The organism is Pseudomonas sp. CIP-10 (genome assembly GCF_020911845.1).
Classification (GTDB): domain Bacteria; phylum Pseudomonadota; class Gammaproteobacteria; order Pseudomonadales; family Pseudomonadaceae; genus Aquipseudomonas; species Aquipseudomonas alloputida.
Window position 1 is genome coordinate 1304879 of record NZ_CP087160.1, and the last position, 23110, is coordinate 1327988.

Below are 23110 nucleotides of genomic sequence, written 5' to 3' on the forward strand. Positions count from 1 at the left end.
TGCTTCTACAGACCACTTGCCGGCTGCAATGGTTTTACCGGATCAATTGGCCAACAGGTAGCCGCTGCGGCATACCTGTTCGCCGGCCACATGGGCGATGACCATGCCAGCCGTGGCCATGCGCCGTACGCTACGCGCATACAGCAGGCCTGGCTGGCGGTTGCGCAGGGGGGTGACTCGGTCACTGAGTGGGTCGATGACCTCGGCGATCAGTTGGCCGGCCTCCAGGTGCTGGCCCGGTTTGGCGTGGTAAACCAGCAACCCACCCAGTGGCGTTGCCACGGGTTCCACGGCGGCCAACGGCGTGGCGTGGCGTAACAGCGCGGGCAGGGCGGCGCTGGTGCCTTCGATGACACCTGCATGGGTCAGGAAGTCAAGGATCGCCTGGCAGTCCTTGCTGGCCAGATCATGGCTGACATCCGCCTGGCCACGCAGCTCGACGGTGACCGAGCAGCAGCCCAGCGGAATCGGGAAGCGTTTGCCGAAACGTTGCTGCAATTGCCACCAGACCAGGCTGAAACATTCATCGAACGACTGCCCGCCCGAGTCGGTTGCCAGCAGGCTGGCCTGGGCGCCCAGGTAACGGGCCAAGGGTTCGATCTGGGGCCAGGCATCGGGTGTGGTGTACAGGTGCTCGACTGCTTCGAAGTCGCAGTGCAGGTCCAGCACCATATCGGCATCGCAGGCCAGGCGCTGCAGTATCAGGCGCTGGGCCTGCAGGGGGGTGCGGACCGGGTGTGCGTCCAGGCCGCGGCGCAGGTATTCGCGGATCAGTGCAAGGTTGTGCGTCGGGTCCTGGGTGAGGTGTTCTTCGATCAGGTCGCCGATGCTGTCCGACAGGTCGACGAAGTTGCGATTGAAGTTCTCGCCGCTTTGCAGTTCAAAACGCCCCAATGGCGCATCCAGCAGCACTTGCTCCAGGCCCACCGGGTTGGCCACCGGCACCAGAATGATCTCGCGCTGCAGTCGGCCTTGCTGTTCCAGCTCGACCAGACGGCGCTTGAGGTGCCAGGCTACCAGCATGCCCGGTAGCTCGTCGGCGTGCAGTGAGGCCTGTATATAGACTTTGCCACCACTGCGAGGGCCGAAGTGGAAACTGTGCAGTTGGCGGGTGATGCCCGGTACGGGGGAGAGCAGGTCATGGGTTGAATGGTGCATGTTGGTCCTGGCTGCGTGGCGAAAACGGTCTGCGACACGGGTCGGCTCAAAAATAGAAGCATAGTTTCAGCGAATGCGCCTCATCCTGCAGCAGTCGGGCATCGCAAACTTTTTCAGGCCAGTAGCGCCTGCAAGGTGGCCAGGTCATCTGCCTCCTCCACCGGCTTGTCCAGCCGCCAGCGCAGCATGCGCGGAAAGCGCACGGCGATACCGCTTTTGTGGCGCCGGGACAGGGCGATGCCTTCGAAGCCCAGCTCGAACACCAACGTTGGGGTCACACTGCGCACCGGCCCGAACGTTTCCACCGTGGTCTTGCGGATGATGGCGTCGACCTTACGCATTTCTTCGTCACTGAGCCCTGAATAGGCCTTGGCAAAGGGCACCAACGCCCGACCGGGGGTGCCTGCCGGTGCATCCCATACGGCAAAGGTGTAGTCGCTGTACAGACTGGCCCTGCGGCCGTGGCCCCGTTGGGCATAGATCAGCACCGCATCGACGCTGAACGGGTCGATCTTCCACTTCCACCAAATGCCCATGTCCTTGGTGCGCCCCACGCCGTACAGGGCCTCGCGCTGCTTCAGCATCAGCCCTTCCACGCCCAGGCTGCGTGACTGTTCGCGCTGGCGGGCAAGGTCGACCCAGTCCGGGCCTTGCAGCAAAGGCGACAACAGCACGGGGGCAAGTGGGTGTTCATCCACCAGGCGTTCCAGCTGGCTTCGGCGTTCGTGCTGCGGTCGGCTGCGCCAGTCATCGCCCTGCCACTCCAACAGGTCGTAGGCCTGCAACACCACCGGCGCATCGTTCAGCAGCTTTTTGCCCAGCGTTTTGCGACCGATACGCTGTTGCAGCAAGGCGAAAGGCTGCACGGCCAGTTCCGTCTCGGTTTCACCGGGTTTCCAAACCAGGATCTCGCCATCGAGCACCACGCCATCAGGCAACGTCTGTGCCAGGCCATGCAGTTCGGGGAAACGCTCGGTAACCAGTTCTTCGCCGCGTGACCACACCCACAGCTGGCCATCGCGCTTCACCACTTGCGCCCGAATGCCGTCCCACTTCCATTCGATTTGCCAATCGCTTGGTGGCCCGAGCAGGGTATCGAATTGATCGCTGGACACTTGCAGCGGATGGGCCAGGAAGAAGGGGTAGGGCTGGCCGCCACGCTGGTTGTGTTCATCGGCGGACTCTGGGGCGATCAGCCTCTGGTAACTGGCTGCAGTGGGGCGATGGCCTATATCGGTGTAGCCGACCAGGCGCTGGGCCACGCGTTTGGCGTCCAGCCCGGCCAGTTGCGCCAGGGCACGGGTGACCAACAGCTTTGACACGCCCACGCGAAAGCTGCCAGTGATCAGCTTCAGGCACAGCATCAGGCTGGCGCGGTCCAACCGGGCCCAGAGCGGCGGCAGGCGCTGGCGGACTTGCTCAGGCGCTAGCCCGCGCAGGGGCAGCAAGTGCTGTTCCACCCAGGTGGCCAGGCCTTCCTCGTTGCCATTGGCGTGCAGCGGCAGCAGCAGCGAAATGGTCTCGGCCAGGTCGCCCACGGCCTGATAGCTTTCTTCGAAAAGCCAGTCGGGCAGGCCAGCCAGTGCCGTTGCCAGTTCGCGTAGAAGGCGGGTGGGCACCAGTTGGCGTGGGCGCCCGCCGGCCAGGAAATACACCGCCCAGGCAGCATCGTCGGCGGGTGCCATGTCAAAGTAGTCGCGCAGTGCCTCGAGCTTGGCATTGCTGGAGGTGGTCGCGTCCAGGCGCAGGAACAGCGTTGCGAAGGCTTTCATGGCGAGGGGGCGGTGTTGGGCACATCGTCTTCGTCGCCATACTCGGTGACAAAGGCGCGGGCATCCAGGCCTTGTTCGGTGAGGTAGCGCACCAGTACCTCGACCGAGCCGTGAGTGACCATCACCCGTTGGGCACCGGTCTGGCCAATGGCCCAGAGCAGGCCGGGCCAGTCGGCGTGGTCGGACAGCACAAAGCCCCGGTCCACGCCGCGCCGTCGGCGGGCGCCGCGTAGCAGCATCCAGCCGCTGGCGAAGGCATCACTGTAATCGCCAAAACGGCGCATCCAGCTACTCCCGCCGGCTGATGGGGGCGCCAGGACCAGTGCCTGGCGCAGCAGAGGATCGTTGCGCGGTATATCGCCTGCGTAGCGGGTTTCCGGCAGGCGGATACCGGCATCCCGATACACCCGGTTGAGCGGCTCTATGGCGCCATGCACGAGGATCGGGCCGATGCTGGCATCCAGCCCATGCAGAATCCGCTGGGCCTTTCCGAAGGCATAGCAGAACAGCACGCTGGCCTTGCCCTGTTCACGGTTGGCCCGCCACCAGGCATTGATGCTGGCGAAGATCTCACTTTGGCTTGGCCAGCGGTAGATCGGCAGGCCGAAGGTCGACTCGGTGATGAAGGTGTGGCACGCCACCGGTTCGAAGGGCGTACAGGTGCCATCGGGTTCTACCTTGTAGTCACCGGATGCAACCCAGACCTCACCTCGATACTCCAGGCGCACCTGTGCCGAACCCAGCACGTGCCCGGCCGGGTGCAGGCTCAACGTCACGCCTTGGTGCAGCAGGCGCTCACCGTAGGGCAGGGTCTGCAAATGGATGTCCTGGCCCAGGCGGCTGCGCAGAATGCCGGCACCGGGGCTGGCGGTCAGATAATGGCCATTGCCGCTGCGTGCGTGGTCGCCGTGGCCGTGGGTAATGACAGCCCGGTCCACGGGCCGCCAGGGGTCGATGTAGAAATCTCCGGGCGGGCAGTACAGGCCTTCGGGGCGGGCGATGACGAGGTCCATGGCACGGGCACTGGTTCTGGGGTTACCCGTTAAGAGGCATGGTGCTGGACGTTAGTTCGGATGGATTTGGGAGGGCGCTGCTGAAAAACTTCATCAAGCCCCCTCATGCACCCCTGAAGAATGCCGTTACCGCCCCGGTACCAATGTAAGCCGCTGGTTGCCATACGCCCTGCCGAAGTTCTGCTGTTGCAGTGGCAGGCTCATGAAGCGCCCTTTGAACCAGGCATCCAGCCCGTCGCGGTAATGCGCGCTGGCCGGGTTGCCGGACTGGCCGCTGCTGGTCAGTATCTGCAACGGTTCGGCCTGGCCGAAGTCGACGATCATCCGTGCCGAGGCTGGCAGATGCGTGTCGAAGTCGCTGCCCCAGGCGAATGGTGTGAGGGCCAGGGTAGTGAAGTCGCCGCCTGCGGCAAGCGGCGCACGGCTGATCGCATCCCCCAGGCCATGGTAGGCCGGTGCCGGCCAGCGGTACTGGTGCAGCTGGCCCCACTGCCAGGTGCGTCGGTCGGCACCCAGCTGCGCGATCCCGGCCTCCATTGCGCCCGCCAGGCTGCGGGCGAGGATGGCGGGCTTGTCTTCTTTTTGCGGCGTGTTGCGGTCATCCCAGAAGGGGCTGTCATCGCGGCCCAGCAGATGATCGGCCTGCGCCGAGAACGACAAACGTGCATTGCTGACGAATGCCTGCCACGCCGGGCCGGCCTCCGGGCCCAGGTCATCGAGGAAGGTCTGGCGAGCGACCTCCTGCAAGAACAACTCGTACAGCGCGGCATCGGCCGACACCGGGCTCAGGCGGCCATCGAAGGCCTTGAGCCGGGCCAGCGTGTCGCGGGCCTTGTCGCGCTGCCCGGCGGGGAGGGCGTCGATCGCCTGCTTCAGAGGCTGGGCCATGCCGGGTGCGTCGAGCATCTGCTTGAGCTTGTTGGCCAGCAGGGTCACTTGGTCGTTCTGCAGGGCCATCAGGCTGCGACTGTCGTGGCGACCGTTGCCGGCCAGCTGTGCCAGACGTTCGGCACGTTCGGGGTAGTACCAGGTGCTGGACAGCTGCATGCCATAGCCGCGCGGCAGGCTGCGCTGGTTGGCGTGGCCGATCCAGCCTGCGGGCGGGTCCTGGTCGTACGGGTGCAGCATCGGGTCGGCATAGCCGTCCCAGTCGTAACGCCCGTCCCAGCCCGGCGAGGGCAGCAGGCCCTGGCCTTCGCGGCGATTGGGGTAGCGGCCACTGACTTGCCAGCCGATGTGCTCAGGCTCGGCGAAAACAAAGTTGACGGCAGCAGCCGTCACTTCACGTGTGCTGTCGAAGGCCCGCTCCACGTTCTTGGCCCGCGTCAGGTCGAACAGAGCATCCAGGCTGCGATCACCTTTGAATTGGGGCAGGTTCAGCGCCAGGCCCAGGCTGGCGTTTTCTGGCTGGGCCAGCAGGGTGCCGTGGCGGGTGTCGTACATCACTTCGCGCACGGGTCGCTGGCCACGTACAAAGTAGGTTTCGCTGCGGGCGCGGGCCGGCAGCCATTTACCATCGGCCAGGTAGCTCAGCTGATTGCCTTGGCGGCGCAGCTGCTCGAGGAACAGGTCCTGATTGTCGGCCATGACCGCGCTGCTGCTCCAGGCCAGCTTGCCATTGTAGCCGGCCAGCACAATTGGCAGGCCCGGCAATGACAGGCCGGCAACCTGGTACTTGCTGGTATTGATTTGTACCGGGCTCAAGGCCCAGGCGGCGCGGCTGTCGCTGGCCAGCAGGCTCTTGCCGCTGCGGCTGCGCTGCGGGCCCAGGGCCAGGTTGGCCGACCCCGGGCTACCGAGCAGGTCGAGGTCGGCGAGCTTCTGGCTGGCAGCTGCCAGGGCTGGCAGCCCTGGCAACTGGCTGGCCAGGTTCAGGCCCTTGAGCTTGTCCACTTCCATTTCGGCCAACGGCTCGTCCGGGGCCCCGGGCAGCAGCCAGGCCAGCTTGTCGCTACCGGCTTTCTGCGCCAGGGTCAGGGCGCTGAGTTCCTCTTGCAGGTTGACCGACTGGCTGAACGCGTACAGGCAGAAGATCAGCGCCGAGTCTTCAGGCTTCCAGTATTCGGGGCGATAGCCACTACTGGCCAGGCCTGCTGGCAGCTTGTCGCGGTAGCGGAACAGGTAGGCGTTGACCCCGCGCGCGTACACTTCGAAGAAGCGCTTGAGCCGTGGCGATGCGTCGGCGTATTGCTGGGCGGCACTTTGCTTGAGGTTGGCGGCGCGCATGAGGCGGTCGATATCCAGCGCCTCGCTGCCGGCCAGTTCGGCCAGACGGCCTTGGGCGAGCAGGCGCATGGCGACCATCTGTTCGATGCGGTCGCCGGCGTGCACATAGCCCAGGCTGAACAGCGCATCATGGAAGCTGCTGCTTTCGATCAGCGGCGCGCCCATGGCATTGCGCCGTACCGAAACATTCTGTGCCAGGCCTTTGAGCGGCTGCACGCCGCTGGTCGGTGGCACGCTATCCTGGTAGCCGCCCGTCTGGCAGCCGGCCAGCCCGAGCATGCCGAGCAGGGTGGCAGCGGTTGCGAACCGCAGGCGGAAGGGAGGAAAGGCGGGGGCGGCCATGGCAAGGGCTCCTGCAAGGCGAGGCTGGTTTGGAAAGGCGCTAAGGTAGTAAGCGCGCAGGCGCCATGCAAGGTCCCAGGTCGGTTTATTTGATCGCGCCGGGTCAAACCTCGAAGTGCTCGGCCAAGGCGTCGGAAAAATGCGTGCAATTGATGCGCGTGTAGCGTTGGTAGTCACGGCTCACCGCGAATGCAGAGCCCGGCATCAGCAGGATCTTGTGTTGCTCCAGTTTACGCATGAAAGGTTGCAGGTCGGGCAGGTCCGGGTGGTAGACCCAAAGGAACATACCCCCTTGCGGCGCAATATCGAACTGCCAGCCGCGCTCGAGCAGCAAGCGTTGGGTTTGCACTTGCTGGCGGATCAGGCGCTGCTGCACGTCTTTCATGTGCCGGGCATACGTGCCATCCGACAATATGGTGTTGACGAAGCGTTCGCAAAACGCAGGGACGGCGACGCAGGTCAGCAGTTTAAGGCGTGTGAGCGGTTCGATCAGGTCTTGCGAGCAGGCAATGAACCCCACGCGCAGCGATGCCGACAGGCATTTGGAGAAGCTGCCGATGTAGATAACCCGGTCAAGGTTGTCCAGCTCGGCAAAGGTCTGGCGCACAGCAGGGCTGAAGTCCCCATAGACATCGTCCTCGACCACGAAGAACTCGTGCTCCACCGCCAGACGCAGGACGCTGAAGGCGTTGTGCGGGCTGATGTTGCTGCCGGTCGGGTTGTGGAAGGTGCTGTTGCAGAAAAACGCCTTGACCTTGTGCCTGGCCAGGTGGCTTCTCATTTCTTCCACATCTGGCCCGTCCTGGGTCCGCCGAATGCCGACGACGTGCCCGCCAGCCAGTTGGATCAGCTTGATCAGGTTGCCGTTGCCCGGCTCGTCGACGAAAACGTGGTCGCCCGGTTTGATCAGCAACCGTGCAACCAGGTCCAGGCCTTGCGTGGCACCCAGTGTGGTCAGCAACTGGTTGGGCCGGGCTTCGACACGGGTCAGCCGTTTCATGTGCACGCACAGCTGTTTGCGCATGGGCAGGTACCCCTGGATGTCGCCGTACTCTGCCAGCGAGCTTTGCTCCAGCCGCGCCGTGCGACGAATTGCCTTGGCCAGCAGTTCGGTGTCGCGCCACGCGGGGGGCAGCCAGCCGCTGCCCAGCTTGGTGAAGTGCTGGCCGCCCTGCAGCAGCCGGAACAGGGGGTCGCCGGCCATGCATTCGGGTTCGTGGATCACGCTGGTCTGCCTGGCGCGGTTTGCCACGAAGTAGCCTCGCCCAGGTGATGCCGTCAATACCCCTTCGCTGACCAGCTGGGCATAGGCCGACACGACGTCGTGGTAACTGAAGTCCACTGCAGCGGTCAGCTTGCGGATGGAGGGCATGCGTTGCCCGGGCAACCACTCGCCTGCATCCAGGCGTTGTTTCAAAAGGTGATGAAGGCTGCAGGGGATCATGGCAGGTCCGAAACCGTTAGAAAAAAAAGCCTAACAGTTAACGGAAATGCTTGTCGACTGTTCGTTTGCAAATGGCCAGCACATGCCAATATCCCCGTGTCGGAACTTTCGGCTGCCAACAAAGGCGGCACTTTTAGCGTCTGTGCAGACCAGACAACTGGATATCAAGCCCATGCACCCTATGGACATGCAATCAGCCGTCATTGCCAGGCTTCCTGTCCCTGACGAACTGGAGTCATTCAAAGTTGTAAAGAATCTTGTGACCTCGGCGTTATTGGAGTGTTGTTCAATCGTCGAGTTCGAAGCACTGAAAGAAACACCGGTCATTGAACGTGTGACTGAACAGGCACATGCCGATTTACAGGCATTTGCCATGAAAGATCCGGCTGCCGGCCGCGACCTGGTCTTCATTGCAAAAACCTACACCTCTTATTCTGCGGTTTTGCATTATCGGCTGGCCCATTGGATCTATAACAATAGCGCCGCGACCTACGGCGCCGGCGGTCAATGCCTGGCCGCCATGATCTCCAGGCGCGGAAAAATGCTTTCGGGGGCGGAGATCCATTTCCGCAGCCGCATTGGTGCGCGCTTCATCATCGATCACGGCATGGGCACCGTCATTGGTGAAACGTCGACCATTGGTGACGATTGCTACGTGCTTGGCGGCGTAACACTGGGCGCCCGCGGTATCAGTGACAACCCCTCGAGCCCCAGGCACCCGACGTTGGGTAACCGGGTGCAGATCGGCGCTTTCGCCAGTGTGCTGGGCGCAATTCATGTCGGTGACGGTGCGTTTATCGGGCCGGGCTGCATTGTGACCAAAGACGTCCCGGCCGCTGCCCGGGTACAGGTTAAAACATCATTGCAGGTGGTATTGGAATCATGAACGCTCTGAACTATGAAGTTTTAAGAAATACCGAAAAACTGTATTACAAAGACCAGTACCTGGCGGGCGCGAATACGCAAGTAGCGCGGGTGCACAGTGACGGCATCGAGTTGCTGAGTACGGTGGCCTATCCAGAAGGGGGGGGCCAGGAAGCGGACTTCGGCACCATTGAATTACCGGTGGGTACTGTGCGATTCGTCTGGGTTAAAAAACTCTACGGTAGCCCTATTCGCCTGGACGGTTTCAAAGGCGGAAAACTGGGCGGCATTATTATTCACAGCCTGCACCCGGATGATTTACACCTGTTGGATGAAGTCACCGTAGGCATGCCGGCCCGCGTCACTATCGATATTGAACGGCGCGAACGGCTGACGTTGTCTCACAGTGCCAGCCACTTCCTGTATGCCGCCGCCATCGGGCTGCGTGAAGAACTGAAGCAATGGACGATCGGCTGCCATATCAAGGAGGACACGGCCCGTTTCGACTTCCTGGTCGAGGACGCTTTCACGGCTGAAGACGTACTTGAAATAGAACGACGGGCGAATGAACTGATTGGCTGCGATGCGCCGATCGAGCACTACGCGGTTCAAGGCCTGGAAGACGCGCGTTTGTGGACCTACGACGGCATCGAAATCCCGTGCGGTGGTACGCACCTCGATTCGCCTCGGCGTATCGGGCGCCTTAGCGTCAAGCGCAAACGCCTGGGTAAAGGCAAGGAACGGCTGATCTGCGTGTTCCCCGAGGCCGAAATCGACTTGTCCACTTATCACGAGCACGCACTATGAACAGCACGTTACCGCGGCGCACGTACCTGTACTTCACCGCACAGTCGATCAACCTGACGACTGCCGTGATGTCGGTGACGATGGCCGCCATTGTCGGGGCTGCGCTGGCGCCTGATGCCGCATGGTCCACGGTGCCGTACGGGTTCCAGTTTCTGTGCCTGATGTTGGCAACTTATCCGGTCTCTAGGCTGATGAGCCGCATCGGCCGTAAAAAGGCGTTCATGCTGGGCGCGATTCCCCTGGCGCTGTCTGGCGTCAGCGGCTTTCTGGCGGTGGAGCACCAGCATTTTCCAACGCTGGTCCTCAGCCACTCTGCATTGGGTGTGTACATCGCGTTCGCCAACTTCAACCGGTTCGCGGCAACCGACAATCTTTCCCAGGCCTTGAAGCCCAAGGCACTTTCGCTGGTCGTGGCGGGCGGGGTCATCGCGGCTGTCGTCGGGCCGACGCTTACCGAGTGGCTGCGTGACGTGGGTGGTTACCCGCTGTTTTCGCTGTGTTATGCCGCATTTGTCGGCCTGGCGTTGCTTTCATTGTTGATTGCGCTGTGCCTACCCAACGATGCCGGTATGACCAGCGCGGTCAACAGCGCAGCAAAGCCGGCCAGTGTCCGTGCCGAGCCGGCAGGCCCGAGCGTGGTTGTGGCAATGGCTGTCGCTGCGTTGGGCTACGGGATCATGAACCTGCTGATGATCCAGGCCTCGATGCACATGAAACACATGCACGAGGACTTCACTGACGTCCGCCTGGCGATCCAGTGGCATGTGATTGCCATGTTTGCCCCGTCGTTCTTCACCGGCGCCATCATCCAGCGGCTGGGTATCAAGACCACCATTTGTGCGGGCCTGGCCCTGTTGATCGGTTGCTCGGCGATGAATATCTGGTCGCACAGCTACGCCATGATGACCTTGGCACTGATTGCCCTCGGGCTGGGCTGGAACCTCACTTACGTAGGCGGAGGTGCCTTGCTGGCCCAGTCACTGCAGAACAGCCCGGCAGCGATGCAGATGCAGGGCAAGAACGACCTGGCGATTGCCATTTTTGCCACCCTCGGCGCATTCAGCCCCTCGTTGTTGCTGAGCTCGGTTGGCTGGGACGGTACCAACGCCATCTGCATGGTCCTCTGCCTGGGGCTGCTGGTTGCCACCGCCAGCCTGCTGCAGAACAAGGCCTGCCTGCAAACGTCAATGGAAGGTAGCCGCAAATGAGCGAGCTCATCAGTGTCAGCGATCGTATCTACACCAAGCTGGAAATGAACAACCCGGGCGGTAGCCACAAATACCGGGCGGCGCGGCGGATCATCGAACATGCCGTGCGCAAGGGTGACATCATTCCCGGAGTGACGACCGTCATTGAAAAAACCGGTGGCAGCTTCGGCTTTGGCTTGCTGGCGGCCTGCCACAAGTACCAGGTCGCCGTAGAGCTGGCGGTCGGGCTGAGCTTCAGCCAGACCAAGCGGGATCTGCTGGAGTGTTTCGGTGCCCGACTGATCGGCAAGGAAATGCTGATGGCCGGTGCCACACCCAAGGACGTGGTGATGCATCACCTGGATAACCAGGCCGCGCTGGGCAAGTCATACTTCTACACCGACCAGTTCAACAACCCGGTGGGCATCGAGGCCCATCGTTATCAGACCGCCAGTGAACTGGCCGTGCAACTGACCAACGCCGGGGCAGGGCGGCAGATCCTGTTCGTGGGCTGTGCGGGTACTGGCGCCAGTTTCACGGGTATCACCCTGGGGCTGAAAGACCATGGCTTCGACGTGTCGACGGTGCTGGTCGACCCCAATGGCTGTGATTCGAGGGCTGGCGTGTTCACCGATCATCGTTTTGAAGGCATGGCCGTGGGCGTTTGCCCGCCGTTCATGGACTGGTCGCTGGTGGACGAGCGGGCTCAGGTGCAACATGCAGAAATGCTCGCCGCACAGCGCTGGTTCTACATGCAGAGTGGCATTTTTGTCGGTAATACAGCCGCTGCCTGCCTGGCGGTTGCCCAGCGCATGGCCCAGCACCCGCGGTATGTCGAGACCACCCTGGTGACCATCGCCTATGATGCCGGCCTTTGGTACCAGGATCTGCTGGGGGCTAACCGGCGAAAGGCCGCGTAGCCTCCTGTGTCAGGCTCATGATCCAGAGGCTGGCACGCTACCTGGGGAGCGGGCAAGCACGCGAAGCATGCGACGCGGTGTATGGCACGGGCTTCGCCCGTGTTCGCGGGCGCGCCCGCTCCCACAGTGATCGCGCAATCGCTCAGATGTTGAATCGCGTCAGTCGATCAGGCGCCGTGGCACTTCTTGTACTTCTTTTCGCTACCGCACGGGCACGGGTCGTTACGGCCAACGTCCTTCAGGGCGTTGCGCACCGGCTCCTGGTGGCCGTGGTTGCAGTGCGGGCCGTGTACATGGCCGTGGTCGTGGTGGTGATCATGGTCATGGTTGCAGTCAGGGCCATGAACGTGGGGTTGTTGGGACATTGCAGGGTTACTCCGGTATGTGATCGCCGGGGATTATCTCACCACTGCGCGAGATGTGCAGGTCCTGATGGATGAGCAATCCGGTCGCCAGTTCGCCCTGCAGGGTGTAATGCAGCGGCTGCTTGCTTCTGAGCAGCTTGGCCAGTGGCTTCAGGTGCTGCCACAGGTTGGTTCGTGCGGTGATCTTGAAAGTGCGCCCTGCATGCCCGCCCACGCTGCGCCATATGCTGGCTTCATCCTGCACCAGTAGCAGGTCATTGAGGCGTATTGCATACGACACGTTACGAATGAACAGGCGGCTGTCATTGGGGTTGTCGACCCGCAGGTGCAACACGAACTCCTGTTCCAGCAACCTGGCCTTGACCGTTTCGACCTCGACCAGATGCACTTCGGGTTCGCGCCAGTCCTCACCCCAACTGGCACAGCCCGTCAGCCATGCCAGTAGCGCACCGAGCAGTAGCAGACGGGTGCGCTTGATCATGTTCAGTTCCCTACGTAGCTGGCGCAGCATTTCTTGAATTTGTGCCCGCTGGCGCAGGGGCAGGGGTCGTTGCGCCCGGCCTTCAACCCGACCGTTGGGTCGATGAAGTACCAGCGGCCGGCATGCTGGACGAATGCCGAGCGTTCGCGGTGCTGATGATCGCCGTCTTGGTCGTGCCAGCGTGCGGTGAAGGTGACGAAGCTGTGCTCGGGTTGGCCGCCCAGCACTTCTGCGCTTTCCACCTCCAGGCCCAGCCAGGTGCTCTGTGCACTCCAGTCGGCCATGGCAGCACGGTCCAGGCCGGCTTGCTGGGCCGGTAGGGTGGTGGCTACCAGGTAGTCGACCAGGCCTAGCACGTAGGCACTGTAGCGTGAGCGCATCAGGGCCTGGGCATCCGGTGCCGGGGTACCGGCATGGTAATGCCCGCAGCAGGCGTCAAGCAGGTTGCCACTGCCACAAGGGCAGACCGAGACACTCATCATCACCACCAGTACTTGCCGAAGTTTTCAGGGTTGGCCCAGAACCTGGCATTGAGCCAGTCCGGGACCTGCTTATAGTCATGTAGATCATAGGTGAACAGGCTCAAAACCTGTTGCTCACGGCAGAATTTCTCGCTGGCCGACATGGCCAGGGCGAAAAAGTCGGTGTCCTGCCAGCCGCAGGCAGCCAGGTCGGCCAGCACTGCAACCCGGCTGGCATTGAGGTTGCGAATGCCGCCGAGCAGCTCCAGGCCGGTGCGCTTGGGCAAGTGCTCCAGGCAGTCCACCAGTACCGCCAGGTCAAAGCGCTTGGCGGCCAGTTCAGCCGGCAGCGGGCCAGGGGCGGCGGTGTCGATGGTCACCTGGGGGTGCGCCTGGGCGAAGGCGTCCAGCGCTGGAAAGCGCGTACCCACCAGCAGCAGCCGTTGTGGAGTGAAGCGCTCGAGCAGGGCTGCCAGGGCCTGTTGCGGGGTGCGTTTGGAGAAACCTTCGGTCATTGCCATTCCTCGTTCAAGTCATCCAAGACTAGCGGGCTGCGGCGTGCGGGCAAAGGGGCATGTGACCGTGTCGTAGCTTATTGCTGGCAGGGTTGGAATGCGCGGTCTTTACTCCCAGAGATCGGCCTTATGCCGATTCCCCCTAGGAGAAGCAATGAAATGAGCATAGTACGCACAGCGATACCCCTGGTACTGCTCACCAGTGTGTTGACTGGTTGTGCAGGTTTGCAAAAAACCGACTGGCCGAAATGTGCCGCCGTCGGGGGTGTAGGCGGCGCCGCCCTGGGCGCCATCGAAAGTTCCAGCTGGGCTGGCTGGGGTGCGTTGCTGGGCGGTGGCCTGGCGGCGGGCTATTGCTGGGCCCATGGCGATGGCGACGAGGATGGCGACGGCGTGCCCGACAGCCGTGACAAGTGCCCTGGCACCCCGCGTGGTGTGCAGGTCGATGCCAACGGATGCCCGCCTGAGCCGGTTGCGGTGGTCGAAGAAGTGGTGGTGCAGAAGGAAGAAGTCATTGTCATCCGCGATGTGCACTTCGAGTTCGATTCTGCGCGCCTGACGGCCAGTGACAAAGAGCGCCTCAATACCATTGCCACGCGCCTGAAACAGGAAGCGCCCTCTGCCCGCCTTAGCGTCAGCGGCCATACCGACAGCGTCGGTTCCGACAGCTACAACCAGAAACTGTCCGAGCGACGTGCCCATTCGGTGACCGATTACCTGGTCGAGAGCGGTGTACCGCGCAGCAGCTTCGTTTCGGTGGTCGGCGCGGGTGAAACCCAGCCGGTGGCAGACAACGCCACGGCCGAAGGGCGTGCCATGAACCGTCGTACCGAGATCAAGATCCAGCGGTAAGACGGCGGGCGCCCGTGCCTCGAGCAGTGGCACGGGCGCGTCTTCATGCCGGCCAGCCGTTTGTGGCTAATGACACAGGAGCATTCAGCATGAGTGTGACGTCGAAGGCGGCATTGCCGCTGTTGGTGGCTGCCAGCCTGCTCGCGGGCTGCGCTACGCACAGCGATGGCAGCGCGCCCCTCAATCAAAGGACCTGGCCCATCTGTAGCCTGCTGGGCGGCTTGGTCGGTGGTGGCCTTGGTGCCATCGAGAGTTCTTCCTGGGCTGCCGGTGGCGGCGCCTTGGGTGCCATCGCCGGCGGGCTGATTTGTTACGCCCAGGACGGTGACGAAGATGGTGACGGCATTTTCGACCGGCGCGATCACTGCCCCGAGACCCCTGCCAACACGGCGGTCGACCACATGGGTTGCCCACTGAAGCAGTACCCGGCCGCGCCACCTGCCAGTGCACCCGAACCCTCGCCAGAGGTGATCACCCTCGATGACAACGGCGCGGTGATGTTCGCCTTCGACTCCGCCGAACTGACGCCGGCGGCCCAGCAACGCCTGCAAGGCCTGGTGGCGAAACTCAATTCACCGACGGTGACCAAGGTCCGTGTGATCGGGCACACCGACGGTGTGGGCTCCGACAGCTACAACCAGGCACTTTCCGAACGCCGCGCCAGCAGCGTTGCCGAGTACCTGATCGGCCAGGGCCTGGAGATGGGCAAGGTCACCAGCCAGGGCCGTGGGGAAAGCGAACCGGTTACCGACAACGAAACCGAGGAGGGCCGCGCGCGCAACCGACGGGTGGAGCTGCACCTCAACTGAGTGGTGCTGGCGCCTGTCTTGGCCTTGCCGTTAATGTTGTTCGCACGGTTTGCTTGATCAGGCCACCTCGACATGACAACTCTCTAATAGGGGCGTGGTATGAAGTTCATCCTGGGCCTGGGCAAGGTCCTGACGGTCGCTTTCTGGGGAGTGGTGCTGTTCAATCAGCTGATGCCACAACCCTTGCCCTTCAATCTGCTGATCAATGCCGCAGGCATCGTCTTGTTTGGCCTGCACCTGCTAGAAGTGCTGTTTTTCAATCGCAGCCTGCGCGGGCGCAGTCACCGCTGGTTTGACCGTTTGCAAATCCTGCTGACGGGTATCTTCCATGTCATGTCCATTCCCCGTCCGCGGGAGGCGCCGCGGGTGAACTGATCTTGCAGCGCCTCTGATGCTCACTGCGATCCCTTGCCGGAGCGGGCTTGCCCACGAACACCGGCAACGCCGGCGCCATGCACCGTGGCACCGGCTTCGCTGCAGGTTGCACGCAGCGCCTGTCAGATGACCAGTCGCGAACTGGCCACCGCCACCACTGCCAGCCCCAGCAGCAGATTGATCCCCACCATCCGCCGAATGCGCCCCAGTACCGCCGCACCCGTCGGCCAGTCCTCGGCCTGCACCGCTGCCTTCAATTCCGGCAGCAGCAACGCCTGAATGCGCATGAACAAGGCAAACATGGCGATCCCGCCACCGATCATCACGTGCACGTACCGGGGCGCCGTCTCGAAACCGCTGAAGCGCATGTGCAACATGCCGATACCACTTATCGCCAAAATCGCCACCGCCAGCCAGACCCAGCCGAAGAAGCGTCGGAAAACTTCCACCCACAAGCGCAGGCGGGCAGGCCCTTCAAGGGCTGCAACCGTTGCCGGGCGCAGCACCAGCCAGGCGAAGAACATGCCGCCGACCCATACGAGTGCGGCCAGAACATGCAGGGTGTAGGGCAGGGCAAAGGCGAGCATTCGGATCTCCATGCGGCAGAAAGGGCAATAGCGGGGTATGATAGCCGCCCCATGCGAAACACTGAAAATATATCCAGCCCTCCGGGCGCCTGCAGACCATGATCAGCAACGAACTCAAAGCCACTATCCAGGGCGCCTATTCGCGTTTTCTCGAAGCCAAGAGCCTCAAGCCGCGCTATGGGCAGCGCCTGATGATCGCCGAAGTGGCCAAAGTGCTTGGCGACATTGCCTGCGACGATGAAGGCCGCCGCGCTGGCGAGCCTGCCGTGGTGGCCGTGGAAGCGGGCACCGGTACCGGCAAGACGGTAGCCTACAGCCTGGCGGCCATCCCGGCTGCCAAGGCCGCCGGCAAACGCCTGGTGATCGCCACGGCCACCGTGGCCCTGCAGGAACAGATCGTCTTCAAGGACCTGCCCGACCTGATGCGCAGCAGCGGCCTCAACTTCAGTTTCGCCCTGGCCAAGGGCCGTGGCCGCTATCTGTGCCTGTCCAAGCTCGACATCCTGTTGCAGGAAGGCCACGCCCAGTCAGCCACGGCTCAGTTGTTTGAGGAAGAAGGCTTCCGCATCGAAGTCGACGAGCGCAGCCAGAAGCTGTTCAACAGCATGATCGAGAAGCTTGCCGGCAACCGCTGGGACGGTGACCGTGACAGCTGGCCAGAGGCCCTGGAAGACCAGGACTGGGCACGGCTGACCACCGACCACAGCCAGTGCACCGGCCGCCACTGCCCCAACTTCCAGCAGTGCGTGTTCTACAAGGCCCGCGAAGGCATGGGCAAGGTCGATGTGATCGTCACCAACCACGACATGGTCCTGGCCGACCTGGCCCTGGGTGGCGGTGCAGTGTTACCCGACCCACGCGATACCATGTACGTGTTCGACGAAGGCCATCATCTGCCAGACAAGGCCATCGGCCATTTCGCCCATTATTCGCGGCTGCGTTCCACCGCCGACTGGCTGGAACAGACCGCCAAGAACCTGACCAAATTGCTGGCCCAGCATCCGCTGCCCGGCGACCTGGGCAAGTACATCGAGCAGGTGCCGGAGCTGGCGCGAGAAGTACGCACCCAGCAGCAGTTCATGTTCACCCTTTGTGAACAGGTGGCTGACTTCCGTCCCAGCGAGGACACCGAAGGCCGTGAGCGCCCGCGTTACCGTTTCGAGGGTGGGGTGGTGCCGGAGCAGATTCGTGAAGTGGGCATCGAACTGAAAAAGGGCTTTGCCCGCCTCAACGATCTGTTCACCCGCCTGGCTGACCTGCTCAAGGAAGGCATGGACGGCGAGGTCAATATCGGCATCGCCAGCCATCAGGCCGAAGAGTGGTATCCGCTGTTCGGTAGCCTGGTCACCCGTGCCCAGGGTAACTGGGAGCTGTGGACGGCCTTCACCGCCGAAGACCCGGAAGACAGCCCGCCCATGGCGCGCTGGCTGACCTTGGCCGAAAGTGGCGCGCTGTTCGACATCGAAGTCAACGCCAGCCCCATCCTCGCCGCCGATATGCTGCGGCGTAGCCTGTGGAGCGTGGCCCACGGCGCGCTGGTGACCTCGGCGACATTGACCGCGCTGGGCAAGTTCGACCGTTTCCGCATGCGCTCGGGGTTGCCGCGCGACGCAGTCACCTGCGTGGTGCCCAGCCCGTTCGTGCATGGCGATGCCGGCCTGTTGCGGGTCCCCGACCTGCAGGCCGACCCACGCGATGCAGCAGCGCACACCGCGGCGATCATCCGCGAGCTGCCGAACATCGTCGAGGATGCCCGTGGCGCGCTGGTGTTGTTCTCGTCACGCAAGCAGATGCAGGATGTGTTTGACGGTCTGGACCGTGACTGGCGCAAGCTGGTGCTCATCCAGGGTAACCTTTCAAAGCAGGAAACCCTGAACAAGCACAAGGCGCGGGTCGACGATGGCCAGCACAGCGTGCTGTTTGGCCTGGCCAGCTTTGCCGAAGGTGTCGACCTGCCGGGTGCGTATTGCGAGCACGTGGTCATCGCCAAAATTCCCTTTGCTGTGCCCGACGACCCGGTCGAAGCTGCGCTGGCCGAGTGGATCGAGGCACGTGGCGGCAATCCGTTCATGGAAATTGCCGTGCCTGACGCCTCGTTGAAGCTGATCCAGGCCTGCGGCCGCCTTCTGCGTACCGAGCAGGATCGCGGCGTTATCACCTTGCTTGACCGGCGCTTGGTCACGCAGCGCTACGGCAAGGCTATTCTCAATGCGCTGCCGCCGTTCCGGCGGGAAATTTCCTGACCGCCGGAGCACTTGCGCCGGCGCATTGTCCATCACCCGTCTTGGGCCCATCAGGGTCCTGAAGGAGAGCCCCAGCCTTATGATCCGCCGCACCCTGCCCGCCGTATTCGCCTTGTTGTGCAGTTCACCCTTGCTGGCCGGGCAGCAAACGCTGTTCAGCTTCGTGCGCCCGGCTTCGGTGGTCAATGTGGCGACGGTGGATGCCGGCATGCCGCAGTACAACGCGGAACAAACGGCCGAGGGCGAGGTGTTGCGGCGTGTGGTGTTCAACCCGGCCCAGCAGCCGACCCTACGCCTGAGCCCGCAGAGTGGGGTGTGGGACTGGTCCGCTGGGCAGTTCCTGACCTTGCGCCTGCAAAGTGCCATGGACTGGGCATTGACCGTGGATGTCACCGTGCAAGGCAGCGATGGCCGCACCTTGACCAGCCGTATCGACCTGCCCGCGGGACCCGCGCAAACCGTGCTGGTGCCCCTGACGGCCAGTTCGCCGCTGGACCAGGGCATGCGCGCCGGCCCGCCGATGCCCTGGAACCATGGTGGTCAGCGCCTCCTTTTGACCAGCAGTGCCGGTGCAGTCGACCTCAAGCAGGTGACCTCGGTCAGCCTGAGCATCCCCAGCCCCAAGGTGGCGCAGAGCCTGCTGATCGAGCGTGTCGGTATCCAGGATGACGACCAGGCGTACAGGGCGGCCTACCACGAGCTGATTGATGCTTATGGCCAGTCGACTCGCGGTAACTGGCCCGAGAAGGTATCCAGTGACGAGCAGCTCAAGGCGGCCGATACCCGTGAACAGCAACAGCTCAAGGGCTGGTTGGCAGAGCGCGGCAAGCAGCAGCTGGACGCTTACGGTGGCCTGGTGGGCGGTCCGGCCTTTGCAGCCAAGGGCTTCTTTCGCACTGAAAAGCGTGATGGCCGCTGGTACCTGGTAACGCCGGATGGGCACCCGTTCTATTCCCTGGGGGTAAACGCCGTGGCGGCAGACGGCGGGCGTACGTATGTCGCCGGGCGCGAAGGCATGTTCAAGGCCTTGCCCGCTGAGGGCGATGCACTGGCCGCGTTCTATGGCGAAAGCAACAACGACGATGGCAATGCCTCGTCGCAAGGGCGCAATTTCAAGCAGGGGCGCTGGTTCGACTTCTACGCCGCCAACCTGCAGCGTACCTATGGCAAACCCTGTCCGCCCGCAGTGGAGGGCCAGCCAGCCGATTGCGCGCCGCCGGTGCTGGATGCCGACCGCTGGCAGGCGCATGCGCTTGATCGCCTTCAGGCCTGGGGGTTCAACACTGTTGGCAACTGGAGCGAGCCGACGCTTGGCCAAGCCAGACGCATGCCGTATACCTTGCCGCTGTCGATCGTAGGCGACTACGCCAGCATCAGCACTGGCATGGACTGGTGGGGCCGCATGCCCGACCCGTTCGACCCGCGTTTTGCCATGGCCACCGAACGTGCCGTGGCCATCGCCGCGCGTGATCACCGTGACGACCCTTGGCTCATCGGTTACTTCGCAGATAACGAACTGGCCTGGGCAGCCCCTGGAAGCGACCCCAAGAGCCGCTATGGCCTGGCCTACGGCACCTTGCGTCTGACCACCGACGTGCCAGCCAAACGCGCATTCCTCAAGCAGTTGCGCGACAAGTATCGCAACCAGGAAGGGTTGTCCAAGGCCTGGGGCATCGAACTGACCGCTTGGGAACTCATGGAAGATCCTGGCTTCGAGGCGCCGTTGCCTGACCCGGAGCACCCGGAAATCGAACGTGACTACCAGCACTTCCAGCGGGTATTTGCCGAGACCTACTTCAAGACCATTTCCGATTCGTTGAAATGGCATGCGCCCAATCACATGCTCCTGGGTGGCCGCTATGCGGTCAGTACACCGGAGGCGGTCAAGGCCTGTGCCGAGTTCTGCGATGTTCTGAGCTTCAACTTCTATACCCTCAAGCCACAGGACGGCTACGACTTTGCCCGCCTGGCGGAGCTGGACAAGCCGGTGCTGGTGTCCGAGTTCCAGTTCGGCTCGCGTGATCGCGGGCCGTTCTGGCCGGGGCCATTGGAGCTGGCGCGGGAAGAGGATCGCGGCCCGGCCTATGCAAACTTCCTCAAGGCCGCCATGGCGCAGCCGATGATCGTTGGCGCGCACTGGTTCCAGTACCTCGACCAACCGGCCAGCGGTCGCCTGCTCGATGGTGAGAACGGCCACCTCGGGTTGGTGGCGATTACCGATATGCCCTATCCAGGGTTTGTCGATGCCGTGCGCAAAAGCAATCTGCAAACCATGAACCAACTGCGTGCCGAGCTGGAAAAACCGGCCCCCTGAGATCAGGCAGATGCAGTCAACCCAGGTGAGAGCGGCCTTGTGTCGCGACCACTTGGCCCAAGCCTGTTTGCAAAACACCCAACTACTGAAACAATGCACACCTTTTTGGATATGGTCGTACGGAGAGCAGCGGGTGCAGATCCAGGGTCACTATGAGCTGAAGTTCGAAGCTGTGCGCGAAGCTTTTGCCGCACTGTTCGATGATCCCCAGGAGCGTGGCGCCGCGCTGTGCATCCAGGTGGGTGGCGAAACCGTCGTTGACCTGTGGGCCGGCAGTGCCGACAAGGACGGCCAGCAGGCCTGGCACAGCGATACCATCGCCAACCTGTTCTCCTGCACCAAGACCTTTGCGGCCGTTACCGCCCTGCAGCTGGTCGGCGAGGGCAAGCTGGCCCTCGATGCCCCGGTGGCCAACTACTGGCCCGAGTTCGCCCAGGCGGGTAAGCAGTCGATCACCTTGCGTCAGCTACTCAGCCACCGTGCCGGCTTACCGGCCATACGCAAGCTGTTGCCGGCTGAAGCCTTGTATGACTGGCAGTTCATGGTCGATGCCCTGGCAGCCGAGACACCGTGGTGGACGCCAGGCACAGAACACGGCTATGCCGCCATCACCTATGGCTGGCTGATCGGCGAGCTGATTCGCCGTGCCGACGGCCGTGGCCCTGGCGACTCGATCGTGGCCCGCACCGCCCGCCCATTGGGGCTGGATTTCCATGTTGGCCTGGCCGACGAAGAGTTCCACCGCGTGGCGCATATCGCCCGTGGCAAGGGCAATGCTGGAGACAGTGCAGCGCAACGCTTGCTGCAGGTGACCATGCGCGAGCCTGAGGCACTGTCGACCCGTGCCTTTACCAATCCGCCCGCGATACTGACCAGCACCAACAAACCGGAATGGCGGCGCATGCAGCAGCCAGCGGCCAATGGCCATGGCAACGCACGCAGCCTGGCAGGGTTCTATGCCGGGCTGCTGGACGGCAGCCTGCTTGAATCCGAACTGCTCGATGAGCTGACCCGCGAGCATAGCCTTGGCCAGGACCGTACCTTGCTCACCCAGACCCGTTTCGGCCTGGGCTGCATGCTCGACCAGCCCGATGTGGCCAATGCCACCTTTGGTCTCGGCGCCCGCGCCTTTGGCCACCCCGGTGCCGGTGGTTCGGTCGGTTTTGCCGACCCGGAGTACGATGTGGCCTTCGGTTTTGTGGTCAATACCCTCGGCCCTTACGTGCTGATGGACCCACGCGCCCAGAAACTGGTACGCGTCCTTGCCAGTTGCCTTTGATCGGGTAATGCGGGTATTGCAACACCCCTTTGACTATCCTCAATGCCAACGCCTGAAGTTCGTAGGCAAAATATCTTTCTATTTCATGGTGTATCGCTGATGTCTTCACATAAAACCTTAGCACTCGCCCTGTGCCTGACCGCCGTTACCGGCTGCGCCAGTCACTCCCCGGACGGCTCCAAGGAAGGTGGCTCCAGCTGGTGGCCTTTCGGTTCGGACAAGGTTGCCGAGCAGGAAGTGAAGTCAGCCGTCACTGAAAACGTGGCCAAAGCCGATGCCAAATCCGAAAGCTCCAGCCGCTGGTGGTGGCCGTTTGGCGGTGACGACAAGCAAGCCAAGGGGCCGGTGGTGCCAAAGATCGATCAGAAGGCCACTCAGGCCTGGCTGGACGAATACGAGCCCAAGCTGCGCGAAGCGATCAAGGACAGCAAGCTGGAGCTGGAGCGTCGTGACAATGTGCTGGCGGTAACCCTGCCGGTGGACAGCTCGTACAATCCCGATCGCCCGAACATGTTGCTGCCCATGTCCCTGGGCCCGATCACCCGCGTCGCCAAGACAGTCGAAGGCGACCCCAAGACTGCCGTACTGGTACTGGGCCATGCCGACAGCAGCGGTGCCGCCGTTGCCAACCAGAAGCTCAGCCTGGAGCGCGCGGCTTCGGTATCGGCCATCTTCCGCCTCAGCGGCCTGCAGCGTGACCGCCTGACCCTCAAGGGCATGGGTTCGGTGATGCCGCGCGCTGCCAACGACAGCGCCGAGGGGCGCGCCCTGAACCGCCGCGTGGAAATGTTGCTGACCCCGCAAAACACCATGGTCGCGCTGCTGGCCAAATACCAGCAGGCCGCCCCGGCACCCGTCCCGGCCTCGATGGTGGCGGTGCAGGATGCCAAGGCACCCGCCGCCAAGGCCGCTGGCAGCAAACCGGCCGTCAAGGCTGCGGCGAAGAAACCTGTAGCCAAGGCCAAAACGCCTGCGAAGACTGCAGCCAAGAAAAAAGCTGCGCCGGCCAAGCCTGCCGCCAAGAAAGCTGCCGTTGACAAGAAAGTAGCTGCCAACAGCCCTGCGAAGACCAACTGATCGTCAAGGAACCGCAGTA

The 23110-nt window shown here is 62.9% G+C and carries 21 protein-coding genes; 11 read left to right on the plus strand and 10 right to left on the minus strand.

The features are described from left to right. Positions 1–42: 42 nt before the first annotated feature. The 5 genes from LMH93_RS05870 to LMH93_RS05890 all read right to left on the minus strand — a co-directional run bounded on the left by LMH93_RS05870 (position 43) and on the right by LMH93_RS05890 (position 7955). Entirely contained in the window at positions 43–1158 is a 1116-nt protein-coding gene (locus LMH93_RS05870; RefSeq protein ID WP_230064921.1) for a succinylglutamate desuccinylase/aspartoacylase family protein, read from the minus strand. A 113-nt stretch (positions 1159–1271) separates the two neighbouring features. Next, positions 1272–2930 (minus strand): ATP-dependent DNA ligase, encoded by a 1659-nt coding sequence (locus tag LMH93_RS05875; protein WP_003254911.1) that lies wholly within the window; start codon positions 2928–2930, stop codon positions 1272–1274. Continuing rightward, complete coding sequence (locus LMH93_RS05880) at positions 2927–3943, minus strand: ligase-associated DNA damage response exonuclease (RefSeq protein WP_230064922.1); 1017 nt, start codon at positions 3941–3943, stop codon at positions 2927–2929. The genes LMH93_RS05875 and LMH93_RS05880 overlap by 4 nt, the downstream gene beginning before the upstream one ends. 126 nt (positions 3944–4069) lie before the next feature. After that, complete coding sequence (locus tag LMH93_RS05885) at positions 4070–6511, minus strand: penicillin acylase family protein (protein WP_121782949.1); 2442 nt, start codon at positions 6509–6511, stop codon at positions 4070–4072. Between the two features lie 103 nt (positions 6512–6614). Then, positions 6615–7955, minus strand: coding sequence for an aminotransferase-like domain-containing protein (locus LMH93_RS05890; RefSeq protein ID WP_012051411.1), 1341 nt, complete (start codon positions 7953–7955; stop codon positions 6615–6617). A 172-nt stretch (positions 7956–8127) separates the two neighbouring features. Between LMH93_RS05890 and LMH93_RS05895 the strand changes: the two genes are divergently transcribed. Genes LMH93_RS05895 through LMH93_RS05910 form a run of 4 tightly spaced genes read left to right on the plus strand, consistent with a single transcriptional unit; the run spans position 8128 to position 11733 of the window. Further along, positions 8128–8841: a serine O-acetyltransferase gene (locus LMH93_RS05895; protein ID WP_003254905.1), complete on the plus strand. Its 714-nt coding sequence runs from the start codon at positions 8128–8130 to the stop codon at positions 8839–8841. Next, on the plus strand, positions 8838–9626 hold the full coding sequence (locus LMH93_RS05900; protein ID WP_004576216.1) for an alanyl-tRNA editing protein: 789 nt from the start codon (positions 8838–8840) through the stop codon (positions 9624–9626). The genes LMH93_RS05895 and LMH93_RS05900 overlap by 4 nt, the downstream gene beginning before the upstream one ends. Continuing rightward, positions 9623–10834 (plus strand): MFS transporter, encoded by a 1212-nt coding sequence (locus LMH93_RS05905; RefSeq protein ID WP_100774495.1) that lies wholly within the window; start codon positions 9623–9625, stop codon positions 10832–10834. The genes LMH93_RS05900 and LMH93_RS05905 overlap by 4 nt, the downstream gene beginning before the upstream one ends. Further along, positions 10831–11733, plus strand: a complete 903-nt coding sequence (locus tag LMH93_RS05910) for a pyridoxal-phosphate dependent enzyme (RefSeq protein WP_014860070.1) — start codon at positions 10831–10833, stop codon at positions 11731–11733. The genes LMH93_RS05905 and LMH93_RS05910 overlap by 4 nt, the downstream gene beginning before the upstream one ends. Before the next feature lie 167 nt (positions 11734–11900). Here LMH93_RS05910 and LMH93_RS05915 read toward each other — a convergent pair whose 3' ends face one another. Genes LMH93_RS05915 through LMH93_RS05930 form a run of 4 tightly spaced genes read right to left on the minus strand, consistent with a single transcriptional unit; the run spans position 11901 to position 13555 of the window. After that, positions 11901–12098: an SEC-C metal-binding domain-containing protein gene (locus LMH93_RS05915; RefSeq protein WP_003254900.1), complete on the minus strand. Its 198-nt coding sequence runs from the start codon at positions 12096–12098 to the stop codon at positions 11901–11903. Between the two features lie 7 nt (positions 12099–12105). Continuing rightward, positions 12106–12579, minus strand: a complete 474-nt coding sequence (locus LMH93_RS05920) for an LEA type 2 family protein (RefSeq protein WP_003254899.1) — start codon at positions 12577–12579, stop codon at positions 12106–12108. Positions 12580–12581: 2 nt separating this feature from the next. Further along, entirely contained in the window at positions 12582–13058 is a 477-nt protein-coding gene (locus tag LMH93_RS05925; RefSeq protein ID WP_003254897.1) for a YchJ family protein, read from the minus strand. 2 nt (positions 13059–13060) lie between these two features. After that, positions 13061–13555 (minus strand): DUF6231 family protein, encoded by a 495-nt coding sequence (locus tag LMH93_RS05930; protein ID WP_003254896.1) that lies wholly within the window; start codon positions 13553–13555, stop codon positions 13061–13063. A gap of 159 nt (positions 13556–13714) precedes the next feature. On the opposite strand from LMH93_RS05930, the gene LMH93_RS05935 reads away from it, so the two are divergent. From LMH93_RS05935 to LMH93_RS05945, 3 genes are all read left to right on the plus strand, one after another. Beyond that, positions 13715–14407, plus strand: a complete 693-nt coding sequence (locus LMH93_RS05935) for an OmpA family protein (protein ID WP_003254894.1) — start codon at positions 13715–13717, stop codon at positions 14405–14407. 89 nt (positions 14408–14496) lie between these two features. Continuing rightward, a complete protein-coding gene (locus tag LMH93_RS05940; RefSeq protein WP_003254893.1) occupies positions 14497–15216 on the plus strand; it encodes an OmpA family protein in 720 nt (239 codons plus the stop codon). Between the two features lie 99 nt (positions 15217–15315). Continuing rightward, positions 15316–15591 (plus strand): DUF1145 domain-containing protein, encoded by a 276-nt coding sequence (locus LMH93_RS05945; protein WP_003254892.1) that lies wholly within the window; start codon positions 15316–15318, stop codon positions 15589–15591. Between the two features lie 122 nt (positions 15592–15713). Here the strand turns inward: LMH93_RS05945 and LMH93_RS05950 are convergent, their stop codons facing one another. Further along, positions 15714–16178 (minus strand): CopD family protein, encoded by a 465-nt coding sequence (locus LMH93_RS05950; protein WP_003254890.1) that lies wholly within the window; start codon positions 16176–16178, stop codon positions 15714–15716. A 98-nt stretch (positions 16179–16276) separates the two neighbouring features. Here LMH93_RS05950 and dinG point away from each other — a divergent pair, with 98 nt between their 5' ends. From dinG to LMH93_RS05970, 4 genes are all read left to right on the plus strand, one after another. Beyond that, on the plus strand, positions 16277–18421 hold the full coding sequence (gene dinG, locus LMH93_RS05955; protein WP_003254889.1) for an ATP-dependent DNA helicase DinG: 2145 nt from the start codon (positions 16277–16279) through the stop codon (positions 18419–18421). A 79-nt stretch (positions 18422–18500) separates the two neighbouring features. Further along, positions 18501–20735 (plus strand): beta-galactosidase, encoded by a 2235-nt coding sequence (locus LMH93_RS05960; RefSeq protein ID WP_230064923.1) that lies wholly within the window; start codon positions 18501–18503, stop codon positions 20733–20735. A gap of 133 nt (positions 20736–20868) precedes the next feature. Further along, a complete protein-coding gene (locus tag LMH93_RS05965) occupies positions 20869–22014 on the plus strand; it encodes an EstA family serine hydrolase (RefSeq protein WP_004576208.1) in 1146 nt (381 codons plus the stop codon). Positions 22015–22113: 99 nt separating this feature from the next. Next, positions 22114–23091, plus strand: coding sequence for an OmpA family protein (locus LMH93_RS05970; protein ID WP_003254886.1), 978 nt, complete (start codon positions 22114–22116; stop codon positions 23089–23091). The last annotated feature ends 19 nt before the right edge of the window (positions 23092–23110 follow it).

Coding starts and splice junctions, on each gene's coding strand:
- LMH93_RS05920 (WP_003254899.1), bottom strand. CDS start 12,579: ATGATCAAGCGCACCCGTCTGCTACTGCTCGGTGCGCTACTGGCATGG.
- LMH93_RS05870 (WP_230064921.1), bottom strand. CDS start 1,158: ATGCACCATTCAACCCATGACCTGCTCTCCCCCGTACCGGGCATCACC.
- LMH93_RS05940 (WP_003254893.1), top strand. CDS start 14,497: ATGAGTGTGACGTCGAAGGCGGCATTGCCGCTGTTGGTGGCTGCCAGC.
- LMH93_RS05925 (WP_003254897.1), bottom strand. CDS start 13,058: ATGAGTGTCTCGGTCTGCCCTTGTGGCAGTGGCAACCTGCTTGACGCC.
- LMH93_RS05885 (WP_121782949.1), bottom strand. CDS start 6,511: ATGGCCGCCCCCGCCTTTCCTCCCTTCCGCCTGCGGTTCGCAACCGCT.
- LMH93_RS05890 (WP_012051411.1), bottom strand. CDS start 7,955: ATGATCCCCTGCAGCCTTCATCACCTTTTGAAACAACGCCTGGATGCA.
- LMH93_RS05945 (WP_003254892.1), top strand. CDS start 15,316: ATGAAGTTCATCCTGGGCCTGGGCAAGGTCCTGACGGTCGCTTTCTGG.
- LMH93_RS05880 (WP_230064922.1), bottom strand. CDS start 3,943: ATGGACCTCGTCATCGCCCGCCCCGAAGGCCTGTACTGCCCGCCCGGA.
- LMH93_RS05875 (WP_003254911.1), bottom strand. CDS start 2,930: ATGAAAGCCTTCGCAACGCTGTTCCTGCGCCTGGACGCGACCACCTCC.
- LMH93_RS05960 (WP_230064923.1), top strand. CDS start 18,501: ATGATCCGCCGCACCCTGCCCGCCGTATTCGCCTTGTTGTGCAGTTCA.
- LMH93_RS05895 (WP_003254905.1), top strand. CDS start 8,128: ATGCACCCTATGGACATGCAATCAGCCGTCATTGCCAGGCTTCCTGTC.
- LMH93_RS05910 (WP_014860070.1), top strand. CDS start 10,831: ATGAGCGAGCTCATCAGTGTCAGCGATCGTATCTACACCAAGCTGGAA.
- dinG (WP_003254889.1), top strand. CDS start 16,277: ATGATCAGCAACGAACTCAAAGCCACTATCCAGGGCGCCTATTCGCGT.
- LMH93_RS05930 (WP_003254896.1), bottom strand. CDS start 13,555: ATGACCGAAGGTTTCTCCAAACGCACCCCGCAACAGGCCCTGGCAGCC.
- LMH93_RS05970 (WP_003254886.1), top strand. CDS start 22,114: ATGTCTTCACATAAAACCTTAGCACTCGCCCTGTGCCTGACCGCCGTT.
- LMH93_RS05905 (WP_100774495.1), top strand. CDS start 9,623: ATGAACAGCACGTTACCGCGGCGCACGTACCTGTACTTCACCGCACAG.
- LMH93_RS05950 (WP_003254890.1), bottom strand. CDS start 16,178: ATGCTCGCCTTTGCCCTGCCCTACACCCTGCATGTTCTGGCCGCACTC.
- LMH93_RS05915 (WP_003254900.1), bottom strand. CDS start 12,098: ATGTCCCAACAACCCCACGTTCATGGCCCTGACTGCAACCATGACCAT.
- LMH93_RS05900 (WP_004576216.1), top strand. CDS start 8,838: ATGAACGCTCTGAACTATGAAGTTTTAAGAAATACCGAAAAACTGTAT.
- LMH93_RS05935 (WP_003254894.1), top strand. CDS start 13,715: ATGAGCATAGTACGCACAGCGATACCCCTGGTACTGCTCACCAGTGTG.